The organism is Chloroflexota bacterium, assembly GCA_016235055.1.
In the GTDB taxonomy this organism is placed as follows: Bacteria; Chloroflexota; Anaerolineae; order JACRMK01; family JACRMK01; genus JACRMK01.
In genome coordinates this window covers 47,111-60,323 of the sequence record JACRMK010000012.1, presented here as the reverse complement: position 1 = coordinate 60,323, position 13,213 = coordinate 47,111, and the positions used below count along the sequence as shown (strand labels likewise).

Annotated in this window: 15 protein-coding genes; 8 read left to right on the top strand and 7 right to left on the bottom strand. The window is 64.3% G+C overall.

Going from position 1 to position 13,213, the window contains the following annotated elements:
* The first annotated feature begins 58 nt into the window (after positions 1–58).
* From HZB53_03365 to HZB53_03345, 5 genes are all read left to right on the top strand, one after another.
* Positions 59–844 carry a class I SAM-dependent methyltransferase gene (locus tag HZB53_03365; GenBank protein MBI5876665.1) on the top strand — a complete coding sequence of 262 codons (786 nt, stop codon included), beginning with the start codon at positions 59–61 and terminating at the stop codon, positions 842–844.
* Positions 845–862: 18 nt separating this feature from the next.
* Positions 863–1,141 (top strand): Lrp/AsnC ligand binding domain-containing protein, encoded by a 279-nt coding sequence (locus HZB53_03360; GenBank protein ID MBI5876664.1) that lies wholly within the window; start codon positions 863–865, stop codon positions 1,139–1,141.
* Between the two features lie 9 nt (positions 1,142–1,150).
* A complete protein-coding gene (locus HZB53_03355) occupies positions 1,151–1,864 on the top strand; it encodes a M23 family metallopeptidase (GenBank protein MBI5876663.1) in 714 nt (237 codons plus the stop codon).
* 5 nt (positions 1,865–1,869) lie between these two features.
* Positions 1,870–3,024, top strand: a complete 1,155-nt coding sequence (locus HZB53_03350) for a PD40 domain-containing protein (GenBank protein ID MBI5876662.1) — start codon at positions 1,870–1,872, stop codon at positions 3,022–3,024.
* A 71-nt stretch (positions 3,025–3,095) separates the two neighbouring features.
* Positions 3,096–3,704, top strand: a complete 609-nt coding sequence (locus HZB53_03345) for a class I SAM-dependent methyltransferase (GenBank protein ID MBI5876661.1) — start codon at positions 3,096–3,098, stop codon at positions 3,702–3,704.
* Between the two features lie 198 nt (positions 3,705–3,902).
* Here the strand turns inward: HZB53_03345 and HZB53_03340 are convergent, their stop codons facing one another.
* Together HZB53_03340 and HZB53_03335 are read right to left on the bottom strand one after the other, a co-directional pair.
* A complete protein-coding gene (locus tag HZB53_03340; GenBank protein MBI5876660.1) occupies positions 3,903–4,946 on the bottom strand; it encodes a hypothetical protein in 1,044 nt (347 codons plus the stop codon).
* A gap of 71 nt (positions 4,947–5,017) precedes the next feature.
* Positions 5,018–6,043, bottom strand: coding sequence for a ThiF family adenylyltransferase (locus HZB53_03335; GenBank protein MBI5876659.1), 1,026 nt, complete (start codon positions 6,041–6,043; stop codon positions 5,018–5,020).
* Positions 6,044–6,316: 273 nt separating this feature from the next.
* On the opposite strand from HZB53_03335, the gene HZB53_03330 reads away from it, so the two are divergent.
* The 3 genes from HZB53_03330 to HZB53_03320 are packed head-to-tail and all read left to right on the top strand — an operon-like array spanning position 6,317 to position 9,116.
* Complete coding sequence (locus tag HZB53_03330; GenBank protein ID MBI5876658.1) at positions 6,317–7,273, top strand: MoxR family ATPase; 957 nt, start codon at positions 6,317–6,319, stop codon at positions 7,271–7,273.
* A gap of 11 nt (positions 7,274–7,284) precedes the next feature.
* Positions 7,285–8,577 (top strand): DUF58 domain-containing protein, encoded by a 1,293-nt coding sequence (locus tag HZB53_03325; protein ID MBI5876657.1) that lies wholly within the window; start codon positions 7,285–7,287, stop codon positions 8,575–8,577.
* Positions 8,578–8,585: 8 nt separating this feature from the next.
* A complete protein-coding gene (locus HZB53_03320; GenBank protein MBI5876656.1) occupies positions 8,586–9,116 on the top strand; it encodes a GNAT family N-acetyltransferase in 531 nt (176 codons plus the stop codon).
* 204 nt (positions 9,117–9,320) lie between these two features.
* Here HZB53_03320 and HZB53_03315 read toward each other — a convergent pair whose 3' ends face one another.
* The 5 genes from HZB53_03315 to HZB53_03295 form a co-directional block, all read right to left on the bottom strand.
* Positions 9,321–9,863 carry a hypothetical protein gene (locus tag HZB53_03315; GenBank protein ID MBI5876655.1) on the bottom strand — a complete coding sequence of 181 codons (543 nt, stop codon included), beginning with the start codon at positions 9,861–9,863 and terminating at the stop codon, positions 9,321–9,323.
* A complete protein-coding gene (locus tag HZB53_03310) occupies positions 9,856–10,791 on the bottom strand; it encodes a metal ABC transporter permease (protein ID MBI5876654.1) in 936 nt (311 codons plus the stop codon). The genes HZB53_03315 and HZB53_03310 overlap by 8 nt, the downstream gene beginning before the upstream one ends.
* A 130-nt stretch (positions 10,792–10,921) precedes the next feature.
* A complete protein-coding gene (locus HZB53_03305; protein MBI5876653.1) occupies positions 10,922–11,743 on the bottom strand; it encodes a metal ABC transporter ATP-binding protein in 822 nt (273 codons plus the stop codon).
* Complete coding sequence (locus HZB53_03300; GenBank protein MBI5876652.1) at positions 11,740–12,648, bottom strand: zinc ABC transporter substrate-binding protein; 909 nt, start codon at positions 12,646–12,648, stop codon at positions 11,740–11,742. Before HZB53_03300 ends, HZB53_03305 begins: the two co-directional genes overlap by 4 nt.
* Before the next feature lie 26 nt (positions 12,649–12,674).
* Complete coding sequence (locus HZB53_03295) at positions 12,675–13,136, bottom strand: transcriptional repressor (GenBank protein ID MBI5876651.1); 462 nt, start codon at positions 13,134–13,136, stop codon at positions 12,675–12,677.
* Positions 13,137–13,213: the final 77 nt, after the last annotated feature.

Sequence of the window (13,213 nt, the reverse complement as noted above, 5' to 3'; positions counted from 1 at the left end):
GATTATGAAACAGGGTATGCTATTGTCAAATCCAATCTTCCTGTGATAAAATCGCGCCGTGATAAGCCCGCCCCATTTTGACTGGCATGACCCGGCCCGGGTGCAGGAATGGCTCGGCGACCGGCTGCGCGGCGGCAACCGCACGCGCGTCGAACAGTTGGAAATCGTGCTGGAACTGCTGGCCGCGCTGCAACCCGACGAGCACCGCATCCTCGATCTCGGATGCGGCGACGGGCTGGTGGACGAGCTGTTCCTGTCGCGCTTTCCGCGCGCGTACGTCGTCGGCATCGACTCGTCGGCGCCGATGCTGGACGCCGCGCGGGCGCGCCTGTCGCCGTACCACGGCCGCTTCACGCTGCGCGTCGCCGACCTGCGGCAGACCCACGAGCTGCAGCTTGACGGCGGCCCGTTCGATGCCGTGTTCGGCGTTCAGTCCGTGCATCACCTGAGCGGCGTTGAGAAGCAGCAACTGTTTCAGTGGGTCGGGCGCGCGACGCGCGACGGCGGACTGCTTGTGCTGGCCGATCGCGTGAAGATGGATTCGGCGGCGCTGTTCCCGTTCCACCAGCAGTTGTGGGATCGCTTGCAGCGGCGCGACGGCACGCCGCGCGGGACCGAGGGCTACGACTTTGCGACCCACCTGGCGCGCTGCGAGCTGCGCGGCGACCTGCCCGACACGCTGGACGACCAGTTGGCGTGGATGCGCGCGGCCGGCTTCGGCGAGGTGGACATCTTCTACCGGCAGGTGGAGCGCGCGGTATTCGGCGGCCTCAAGCAGCCGGCCCGCCGCGAAACGCCGGCGCTGCCGCCGCTGCATGCAGCGGCGGAGATGCGCGGTATTTGACGAGAGCGGAGGCAACCGATGGTTACGGCGATTGTCCTGATTAACTGCGGGCGCGAGCACATCAACGACGTGTCGCAGACGCTGCTTGGCTTCAAGGGCGTGACCGAGGTCTTCTCCGTGGCGGGGCAGTACGATCTGGTCGCGATCCTGCGCGTGCAGTCCAACGAGCAGATCGCCGATCTGGTCACCGAGAAGGTCCGCAGCGTGAACGGCATCCAGCGCACCGAGACGCTGATGGCGTTCAAGGTCTTCTCGAACTTCGATCTGCAGAACCTCTTCGCGATCGGCGAGATCTAAGGGCCGGCCATGCGCACCCGTTTGCTTGCGATGCTACTCGCGCTGCTGCTGGCCGGCACGGCCAGCGCCTTCCTCGACGAGGCCACGCCGCCCGCATGGGCGGCCGGCGAGCCGCCGTTCGGCCTGCCGTTTGCCGATCCGCCCGGCCCCTCGACGTGGCTGGTCGGTCAGGCGTACGGCAACACCACCGGCGCATACTCTGCGCGGCGCTCGCAGTACAGCCGCGGGCAGGGCGTTCACTTCGGCGTCGACTTGAGCGCGCCGTGCGGCACCGTCGTCGTCGCCATCGGCGACGGCATCGTGGCTGGCGCGGACGGGCCGTGGGGCTCGTTGCCGCACAATCTGATGATCGATCACGCCAACGGCTACTCGTCCATGTACGGCCATCTGCTTGAGATGCCGAAGTTGCAGCGCGGGCAGCCCGTCAGGAAAGGCCAGCCGGTCGCGCTGACCGGCGATCCGGACGAGACCTGCTACTCGCGGCCGCACCTGCATCTGGAGATCCGCAGTGCAAACTACATCCACTGGTACAATCCGATGGTGTTCATCAACGCGGACTGGGACTCGCTGGCGCTGACCGGTTCATTCAGTCGCGGGTTTGAGAAAGACCTCGACAATCCGCGCCAGTGGCAGACGCTGCTCGACCAGCCCGAAGTCGATTTCAACCAGCCGTTCCTCAATGAATACGCCCGCCCGTGGCCGCCTTCGCCGGGCACCCGCTAACGCCTGTGAACAGTAACCGAACATCCCGCGAGGCGCTGATCATCGCGGTCATCGCGCTCGCTGCCGCGTTGGCGGCCTGTAATCCGGCCGCGGCCGGCGTACCGCCGACCACCGCGCCGACCGTTGTTGACACAACCGTCCCGAAAGCGACGGTGCCGCCGACCGCCACGCCGACGACGACCCCGCCGCCCACGCCGCCGCCGATGCCGACGCTCACGCCGAGCCCGACGCCGGCGCCGCGCCTGAAGCAACTGACGAGCGGCGGCTGTTGCACCCAGCCGTCGTGGTCGCCGGACTCGAAGCAGGTGGTCTTCATCGACAAGCCGGACGACGACGCCCCGTCCGGTTACTATAGCGTGGATGTGAGCGCGCCCGCGGCGCCTAAGCTGATGACCGAGCGCGTGGCGTTCTACACGGCCGATATGAAGTACGTGACGACCGTCGATCCGGTGTACGCCACGATCGAGCGGCTGTCGGACGGTCAGAAGTTCCGCATCAAGACCGGCGGCCGCAATGTGCAGCTGTCGTCGGATCGCACGCGCGTCGTCTGGACTGAGACGCCGCAGAGCGGTCCGAACGAGACGCGCGTGGCGCAGATCATGGGCGCGAACATCGATGGCAGCGAGGCTCGCCCGATCTTGTGGCTGCTGCGCGGCGGCGTCTCCGGCTGGCTGGACGACGACCGCCTGCTGCTGACGGCGCGCCCCGACCCGAAGTCGCAAGATGTAGCGCTGTTCGTCTATTCGCTGTCAACCGGCGCGCGCACCGAACTGGCGCGTTCGGAGCGCCTGCGCGCCACGCAGACATCGCCGGGCAGCAATTGGATCGTCTACACGATCAACTTTGACAGCAACGCGCAGAACAACGGCATCTGGCTGGTCAGCACCGACGGCAAGGTGCGGCGCAAGCTGCCGTTCTTCGGCTCGTTCCAGTGGCGCGACCGCGATCGCCTGCTGTACGTTCCGCTGGAAATGGGCAAGCCCAGTCACGTGTTCTACGAGTACGACGCGCGTACGGACGCGTCGCGTGCGCTGACCGACCCCACGACGACGCCGTTCAAGATTGCCAACGGCGACTGGGCTGTCTCACCCGACGGCACGAAGGTCGTGTTCCTGAACGCCAAAGACTCCAATCTATGGCTCTGGGACTTGGCGCCGTAGCCATGTTTGCGTATGCTGCGCCCGGCGATGACCGCCGCTGATCCCTGGTCCCTGCCCCCTGACCCCTGATTATGAACTGGTTCGAGCTGTACTACCTGATTGGCAAGACGCCGTGGGACACGAACATCACGCCGCCAGAGATCGTGGCATTGATCGAGAGCGGGCGCGTGCCGCCGGGGCGCGCGCTCGATCTGGGCTGCGGCACCGGCACCAACGTGCTCTACCTGCAGCGGCACGGCTTCGAGGCGACCGGCGTCGACTTTTCGCGCATGGCGATCGACCGCGCAAAGCGCAAGGCAAAGGAGGCCCGCCAGCCGGTTCCGTTTTACGTTGCCGACGTGCTGGATAGCGCGCACTTTCCGGCGCCGGGCCCTTTTGACTTTGTGATGGATGTCGGCGTGATGCACATCTTCGATGAGGCGGGGCGCACGAAATATGCGGCGACGCTATCCAGGGTGACGCGCCCGGGCAGCGTCCACTATGTGTACGGCATGAAGCCGGGTGTGGCGCACCGCCATACACGCTGGCGCGGGGAACGCGGGCCGGTCGGCATGAACGCCGACGATGTGCGTCGCGCGCTGGCGCCGCACGGCTTCGTCCTGCTGGAAGCGACCGATGCCGGCATCACGCCGGAGGGCGTGTCACGGACGGGGTGGTATCTGTCGAGGAGGGAGCGGTAGCACCTGCATAATTACACACCCTTTGGATCTAAGAAACCCGAAGGGCTTCTTGTTTGCCAGAGTGTTTTGAAAAAAATCGGACATGGCATGCGGTTCGCCCTGTAGGGGCAGGTCTTTGACCTGCCCGTCGGACAGGCCAAAGGCCCGTCCCTACACGTGCGGCGTGCGGCACAATGTCGGACAATTTCGCAAACGGCTCTAATACTGTTGGGCGAATGCCCAGAAGCCGTCACCAGACACTTCGCCGCGCTTGAGTTCCATGTCGTAATCTACAACAGAATGGTCGCGGGACCATGCGAGTACCGTATTCATTACTTCGGCAGAGTCATCGCGTCCAACGACGTGCAGAGTTACTTGTCTTGCTATTATTCCACGGAATATGTCTTGTATTATCGGATCAGCCGCCCGATATCCCACAAGATAGACGTCGGTCGCTTCATTCAACATTTTTCGCGATTCGGTGACGACCCTCTCGTAGAATCCCTCTATGAAGGGGTAGAGCTTTACAGTAAGAGGCATATATAAGGCTGGGTAGAAGTAGTCTCTGTCAAGATAGTGGTATATTTCCTGTTCCTCCTGAAGCAGCCTGTGATCTGGGTCAATCACACGAATTTCATCGAAGCCATGATTTCCGCAGTTGAACATACTAGATGTCGCATAGTTGAAGAACAACTGATGGTCAAATAAGCGACCATGTTGTAGTTCTTTGGCTGCTGACCTTCTGATAAGCCAATTCACTGATCCGTGAGGCTTCACATAACTCGCCTCGGAATAGGCGTCAAAAGAGTCAAATGATCGACCGAGACGGCGGGAGTACGCCCTGTCGAGGAGAGTGTCGTAGTTGAACGAAATTGAGCCAAACCGTTCATCTCGGGCCACAAGTTTTCTAAGCAGGGTGGCATATGCATTTGTGTCGTTGTACGCATTGGAAACCCACTGCAGGAGACGGCGAACATAATGTGATATCCTGCCGAAAAACGCGCGCTCGCTCTGCTGGCTCGAGGGCTGTTCAAATCTCTGAACCCTTTCCCACCGTTCCGTCAACCACTTCTCCACAGAGCCGTACTTGATTAGCCCTTGTCGGCATTCATCTAGGTCACCTGCCTCAAGGATACTTGTAGCATGCCGGTCGTATCGCGTTTCAAACAGCTCATCTACAAGCGGCGCAACCAAAGCGGAATCTGAATGGTCGTGCTCAAAAGCTCCTCTCGATGCGCCGGCACCAAATATGAAGACCTTCATAATCTCACCTCTGGCAACTGCACGTACGCCGTTACTGACATTTCAGATGGAGGTCGAACGAATCTGAAATCTTAGCTCCCAATATATCTTGCGTACAGCGTCTTCGCCACGCTCTCGTCATCGGTGCCCTTGATGATGGCGCGGGCGTCGGGGAAGACGCTTAACTCGTAGTCGCCGGCAGTGAACCGCAGCATGTACTCGTTCGAGACGACGTTCGAGACGGTCGGCGCGAGCTTCTGCGCCAGCGCGCTGAGCGCGATCGGCGCGTGGCCCTGCACGCGCACCTGCACGGCGTTGCGCCCGCACAGCGATGTCGCCACGGTCCCCACGCGCGCGTCGAGGTAGTCGAACTGGCGCTGGCCGCAGGTCGGGCAGTCCGGGTGCCGCTGCACCTTGAACTGCTCCATCTGATTCTCCCAGACGTCGAAGTGCATCAAGCCGTCGTTCAGCTTGCCCTTGCCGGTCAGCAGTTTCATCGCCTCGGCAACCTGCCAGCCGGCGACGACCTGGATGATCGGCGACACGACGCCGGCCGTGTCGCAGGTCGGCAGCGAGCCGGGGCGCGGCGGCTTGCGGTACAGGCAGCGCAGGCAGGCGCTCTCGCCCGGGCGGATCGTCAGCGTCATGCCGTGGCCGGCGATGCCGCCGCCGTACACCCAGCGGATGCCGTGCTTGACGCAGGCGTCGTTGATCAGGTAGCGCGTCTCGAAGTTGTCGGTGCCGTCCAGCACCACGTCGGCGCCCGCGATCAGCGATTCGATGTTCTCGTTGTTGACGTCGGCGACGATGCCCTCGATGCGGATCTCCGAGTTGATGCGCCGCAGGCGCTCGGCCGCCGCGACCGCCTTCGGAAGGGCGCGCCGCACGTCCTCCTCCTCGAACAGCACCTGCCGCTGCAGGTTCGTGAGCTCCACGAAGTCGCGGTCGGTGATGACCAGGTGGCCCACGCCCGCGCGCGCCAGCAAGTTCGCGATCGAACTGCCGAGCGCGCCGCAGCCGACGACGACCGCTTTGGACGCCAGCAGTTTCTGCTGCCCGTCGGCGCCGACACCCGGGAAGATGATCTGCCGCTGGTAGCGGCTCGCAGAGTTGGACATAATCGTCATTATATTACCTATGAGGGCAAGGCCCAATTTCAAATCCCAAATCCCAAACACCAAATCCCAAGAACCAAACCCCAAACTCCAAACACCAAATCCGAACCGCCAGATCGGAGTCGTTTGCGCAGCTCCCGAGGCAGCGCGCATCGCACATGCTGGCGCCCGGGAGTCGGGTGGCGTTTGGGATTTGGCATTTGGGAGTTGGGATTTTCTCCTTGAATGGTATAATCGACCTGCTATCATCTCAAACCGGGGGAGGGCCTTGTGCCGATACAGGACGTTCAGCAGATTGCCAACCGGATCATCGACAATGTCGAGCGCGTGATCGTGGGCAAGCGTGCCGAGGTGAGCCTGGCGCTCGTCTCGCTGCTCTGCAAGGGCCACGTGCTGATCGAGGACGTGCCGGGCGTCGGCAAGACGATGCTCGCCAAAGCGTTTGCGCGCTCGATCGGCTGTTCTTTCAAGCGCATCCAGTTCACGCCCGACCTGCTGCCGAGCGACGTGACCGGCATTTCGGTGTTCAACCAGCAGTCGCGCGAGTTCGAGTTCCGGCCCGGCCCGATCATGGCACAGATCGTGCTGACCGACGAGATTAACCGCGCCACGCCGAAGACGCAATCGGCCTTGCTGGAAAGCATGGAAGAGCGCCAGGTGACGGTGGATGGCGTCACCTACCCCATGCCGGAGCCGTTCCTCGTGCTGGCGACGCAGAACCCGATCGAGTATGAGGGCACCTTCCCGCTGCCCGAAGCGCAGTTGGATCGCTTCCTCATTCGCCTGAGCTTGGGCTATCCCGGCGCGGCTGAAGAGATTGCGGTGCTCGACGCCCAGCAGCGGGTGCACCCGATCGACGCACTGGGGCAGGCGGTCGCCGTGGATGAACTGTTGAGCGCGCAGAAGCAGATTCGCGAAGTCTACCTCGACCAGCAGATCAAAGAATACCTGGTCAACATCGTCATCGCCACCCGCAAGCACGCCGACATCTATCTCGGCGCGAGCCCGCGCGGATCGCTGGCGCTGTACCGCACGGCGCAGGGGCGCGCGGCGATCAACGGGCGCGACTTTGTCATCCCCGACGACATCAAGGCGCTGGCGATTGCCACGCTGGCGCACCGCATGATCATCAGCCCGGCGGCGCGCCTGAAGAATGTTGTGTCGGCGCAGGTCGTGCAGGAGATCATCGACAGCGTGCCGGTGCCCGGCGCGCGGGTCAAGCCCAAGTCGTAACGCCGGCGCGCATGAAGATCAACATCAAGCCTTTCCTGCTGTTCGGCTTCCTGCTCGGCGCCGCGCTGGCCACCGGGCGCGACCTGTTCTACCAGTTGTCGTACCTGATGGGCGCGCTGTTGTTCCTGACGTTTGCCTGGGTCTGGATCAGCGTGCGCTGGGTCGATATCGAGCGCATCGAGCGGGCGCATCGCACGCAGGTGGGCCGCGTGCACGAGGAGCGCATCGTCTTGCGCAACCGGGGCCGCCTGCCGAAGCTGTGGCTGGAAGTGCGCGACCATTCCGACCTGCCGAATCACCTGGCCGGGCGCGTAGTGGACTTCCTGCCGGGCGGCGCGGAGCGCTCGTGGCTGGTGCGCACGGTCTGCCAGCAGCGCGGCCGGTTCACGCTCGGCCCGATCACCCTGCGCAGCGCGGACCCGTTCGGCATCTTCGAGAACGAGCGCCCGGTCGACATTGTCGAGCACCTGGTCGTCTGGCCGCAGACGGTCGACCTGCCGTCGTTCTCGCCGCCGATTGGCCGCCTGACGGGCGGCGAGGCGCTGCAGCGCCGCACGCACCACGTCACCGCGAACGTCTCCGGCGTTCGCGACTACTATCCCGGCGACTCATTCAACCGCATTCACTGGCGCTCGACGGCGCGCCACAATCGGCTGATCGTCAAGGAGTTCGAGTTGGATCCGAGCGCCGACATCTGGATCTTCCTCGACATGGAGCAGACGGCGCACGTGGGCAAGCCCGCGCCGGCCGCCGGCGAAGAAGAGACCGAATTTCTGCCGCTCTGGGTGTCGCGCACCGATGCGTTCCGCATCGAGCCGACGACCGAGGAGTACAGTATCGTCGTCGCCGCCTCGATTGCGAAACACTTCCTGGCGCGCCGCAAGTCGGTCGGGCTGATTACCTACGGCCAGCGCCGCGAGGTGGTGATGGCCGACCGCGGCGAGCGCCAGTTAAACAAGATCCTGGAAGAGCTGGCGGTGGTGCGCGCCGTGGGGCGCATCCCGCTGGCGCAGGTGCTGGCCACCGAAGGGCAGACGTTCGGGCGCAACGTGACCGTGGTGGTCATCACGCCGTCGATCTTCACCGACTGGCTCAGCATCATGCGCGACATGGCGCGCCGCAGCCTGCAGCCGGTCGCCGCGCTGCTGGATGCCCGGTCGTTTGGCGGCACGCAATCGAGCGAGAAGGTGCAGGCCGGCCTGATCAGCGCCAACGTACCCATCTACACTGTCAAGAAAGACGAGGATTTGGCGGTCGCGTTCAGCCAGGCGCTCGAGCCAGGCGGGCGTTACCGGGCCGCCTGACGCCCTGCATGGAACTTCAACTCGCCCGCGCGGCCGATCTGGCACCGTGCGCGGAAATGGATTCGTCGTACGACACGGATTTTGTCTGGCAGGTACAGACACAGATCGAGGACGAGCGGATCGAGACGCTCGTCCAGCGCACGCGCCTGCCGCGCACCGTCACCGTGCACAATTACCCGGATATACGCATGCTGCGCGAGCACTGGGAACTGCACGACTGCTTCCTGGTGGCGCGCCACCAGGGGCATCTGCTCGGCTGGATCGATCTGACGCACGACAAAACGGAGAACGCCGGCTGGATTCACGGGATCGTGGTGGAGCGGCGTTTCCGGCGGCGCGGTGTGGGGCGCGCGCTGTTGAAGGCGGCGCGCATCTGGGCCGAGCAGCGTTCGGTGCGGGTACTGATGCTGGAAGCGCAGCCGAAGAATCACCCGGCAATCAACCTTTACCTCCAGTCCGGCTTTGTCTTCTGCGGTTACAACGATCAGTACTACGCGGACGAGGGCATCGCGTTGTTCTTCGCCTGCTCGTTGCGATAACCAATGCGGTTTTCAGAATTCCTGAGCTTCGCGCGCTCTCGTCTCATTCATGTAGGGACGGGTCTTTGACCCGTCCGCGCGGACAGGCGACGTGTCGCACCCTTTGGGGTGTCAGAGACCTGTCCCTACACTTTGCGCAACGCGCTGCGTAGCTGCGCCGAATCATTCTGCAAACCGCTCTCAACCTGTGACGTATTCAAAACCTCACAGGTTTTTGTTTTCCAGACCCCCACGCACCGCCCTCAGCCACACACGGCGGATCAGCCCGCTTCCCACTCCAGCCCACAGCCAGTATAACCTGAACGACCGTCGCGCCGCGTCGCCGTAACAGAGCACGCGCGTTTCGGTTGATAGCTCCGCGCGCCCGTCCGCCGCGCTTGCGACCGCGATAGAGACGGCCGCTTTGGCCATGCCGTCGCGCGCGAACGCTCTCCACGCCTCGGCATTGGCCAGCGGCACGATGTTGCGCGACGGGTGCCAGAACGGCCCGGCGAGGCCGAACAGAATCTCGCGCGGCGCATCCTCGGCCAGCACGATCAGCGAGTGTGCAGTCTCAGGTGAGCCGCGCGGATCGAACAGCGCGGGCAGGGCGCGCACCCGCAGCAGGAGCCGCGCCAGTGGTGTGTCCATCAGTGAGTGGGCGCGCGCGGCGGTGTAGACACGGGCGGCTGAGGCATCCAGAATGATCGCCTGTCGCGTCGACAAGTCGGCGCGCGGCATCCACGCATCGAGCAGGCGCTCAGTCATGCGCCTGCGGGCCGCGCTCTTCCGGGTGGAAATCTGCGTGGCGGAAGTGCTCACTGTCGGTGCGCGCCAGTCGCTGGCGCTGCCGGTAGCCGACGATCCAGCCGTACTTGGGCGAGAAGATGAAGCTGGCCAGGAAGACGGCGGTAGTCAGCAGGACGATCGTGCCGCCGGAGGCCAGGCTCAGGTGGTAGGAGAGGTACAGCCCGCCTGCGCCGCACAGCGCGCCGATTAGCGCGCCGAGCAGCATCAGCGTGTGAAAGCGCTCGACATACAGGCGCGCCGTGGCCGCCGGCGTGATCAACATCGCCACGACGAGGATGTTGCCGACCGCCTGCAGCGAGACGACGATTGTCAGCGTCAGCAGCAGCAACAGCAGCAGGTCGAGCCAGACGACCGGCAGGCCGACCGCGGCGGCCATCGTGCGGTCGAACGCGACGAGCACCAGTTCCTTGTGCATGAAGAAGAGGACTGCGGAAGCGAGCGCCGCGAGCAGCAGTGCCGCCAGCAGGTCGGCGTCGCTGACGCCGAGCACGTTGCCGAACAGGATCGCGCCCAGGTCTGCCGTGTACGAGCGCGCTGAACTGATCAGCACGACGCCGAGCGCAAACATGCCGGCGAAGAGAATGCCGATCGCGGTATCTTCCTTCAGCCGGTCGCTGCGGCTGATGGCGCCGACGCCGATGGCGGTCAGCGCGCCGAACGCCAGCGCGCCGAGGAAGAAGCTGAAGTGGCCGAGATAGGCGATGACTACGCCCGGGAAGACGGCGTGCGCGATGGCGTCGCCGATGAAGCCCCAGCCGCGCGCGATGACAAACGCGCCCATCGCGCCGCACACCGCGCCCATCAGCACAACCTCCACGATGCCGCGCTGGATGAAGGCGAATTGCAGCGGCTCGATTAGCGCCTGCCAGAGTACGTATAAGTCCATTGCTCTCGTATTCGATCGTGGCAATTACCAAAACCGGAACTGCCCTCTCCCTGACCTTCTCCCGCGACACAAACACCGTGTCGCAGGCGAGGGGAATTGGGGTTTGGAGTTTGGGATTTGGGAGTTCCGTTTAGTGGATGTGCCCGCCGCCCTCAGCGTGATGGTGGTGTGTGTCGTCCTTGAGCACCAGCAGCGCGTCATCGGCGACTTCATCGGGCGACAGGCGCATGACGTGGCCGCCGTAGGTGCGCTGCAGCACATCGGTGTTGAACACGTCGGCCGGCGCGCCGTAGGCGATCAATGTATGGTGCAGGAACATCAGCTTGGAGCAGAACATGCGCGCCACACCGAGGTCGTGCGTCGTCATCAGCACCGTCTGGCCGCGCTGGCGCATGCCCTGCAGCAGGCGCAGGATCGTCTCCTGGGTCGGCGCGTCCACGCCGGTCATCGGCTCGTCGAGCATCAGCACGTCGCCTTCCTCGGCGAGCGCGCGCGCCAGGAACACTCGCTGCTGCTGGCCGCCGGACAGCGCGCCGATTGGCGCGCGGCGCCACTCGTGCATCTCGACCTGTTCCAGCGCCCAATCGACCACCGCGCGGTCGCGCGGACCCGGCCGCCGGAACCACCCGATGCGGCGCTGGCGGCCCATCAGCACCACGCCTTCGACGGTGATCGGGAACGTCCAGTCGACCGCCTCGCGCTGCGGCATGTAGGCGATATGGCTGCGCGCGTCGGCGTTGCAGGCGCGGCCGTATACGCAGATGTTGCCGCGTACGTGCGGCGCGATGCCGAGCACGGCGTTCAGCAGGGTCGATTTGCCCGCGCCGTTGGGTCCGACGATGCCGACAAACTCGCCGGCGGCGATGTCGACCGTCACATGCGCGAGGACGATGCGTTCGGAGTAAGCGACCGAGACGTTGTCGAACGCCAGGGCAGGCGGTTGGGGTGTCATTTTAGATTGGTCACGATCAGGTCGGTATTCTTGCGCAGCATGCCGTCGATTGTCTCGGCCCCGCTGCCGGGCGGCCCGAGCGTGTCGCCGTACAGTCCGCCCTCGACGATCTTCACGCCCGCTTCCTGCGCGATCTGTCGCGCCAGCGCCGGGTTGATCGACGTCTCGGTGAAGACCGCCTTGACGTTCTCGGCCTTGATCTGGCGCACGAGGTCGGCGAGCTCCCGCGCCGACGGCTGCGCGTTGGTGTCAAGACTCGGGATGATCGAGCCGACGACCGTCAGGCCGTATCGCTCGGCATAGTAGCCGAAGGTGTCGTGGTTCGTAACCAGCTTGCGCTGGGCGGCCGGGATCGATGCGATCTGCTGCTTGATGTAAGCGTCGGTGTCGTTCAGAACCTTCTCGTAGGCATCGGCGTTGGCGCGGTATGCTGTGGCATTGGCCGGGTCGGCCTGCGCCAGACCGTCGCGCACGTTATGGAGCATGATGATCGCGTTGGCGGCCGAGTGCCAGATGTGCGGGTCGCCACTGGGCGTATGCGAATCGCCCTTGCGGACGATGACGCCGTTTGAGGTGTCGACGACCGGCGCTTTGGTCCCGGAGTTCTGAATCAGTTTGTCGAGCCATGCATCGAGCCCGACGCCACTCTTAAAGATGACGCGCGCGCCCGCCACGGCGCGCAGGTCGTCGGTCTGCGGATCGTATTCGTGCGGGTCAACATTCGATTTGAGCAGGGCGGTCAGCGCGATCTTGTCTCTGCCGACCACCTGCACGAGCGCCGTGACGGGAGTCGTCGTGCTCACGACGACGATGCGGCCGCCGGCGGGCGGCGCGGACGGCCCGCAGGCTGACAGGAGTGCGACACATAAGGCCAACCCGACGAAAAGCGAACCTCTGCGACTCATAGTCAGGCGATGCCCCAATCCACAGTCTATTTAGTCTTAGCCCGGCGGCGCGCCGCCGCTGCCTTGCCCTGACATTCCGGGCAGCGGCCGACCAGTTCCAGCATGTGCAGTTCGATGGCGTAACCGGTACGGCTCTGCAAGGCGCGCATCAACGGCTCCAGGTCGCAGTCGGCGAACCCCTCGGCGCGGCCGCACTGCGCGCAGACGAGATGATGACCGTGCCCGCCGGCCCGTGCCGCGTAGGAGTGGCAGCCGTCGTCGAGGTGGATGCGCTGGATGTAGCCCAACTCCACGAGCAGATCGAGCGTGCGGTAGACGGTCGTCAGGCCGAGCGCCGAATAGCGCGTCTTGGCGCGGCGAAAGACGTCTTGCGGCGTCAGGTGCCGGTCGGCAGCGATGATCACGTCGAGCACGGCCTGGCGCGGGCGCGTCAGTTTGCGCTGGTGCGCGTGCAGGCTGTGGCTGAATTCGGGCGTTTCGGCGGGCATAGGCTAATTGAAAACCGTTATCAATAACGCAGAGAGTCTAACACGGCTGCTGGAGCCTGTCAAAGCATATGCCCGCC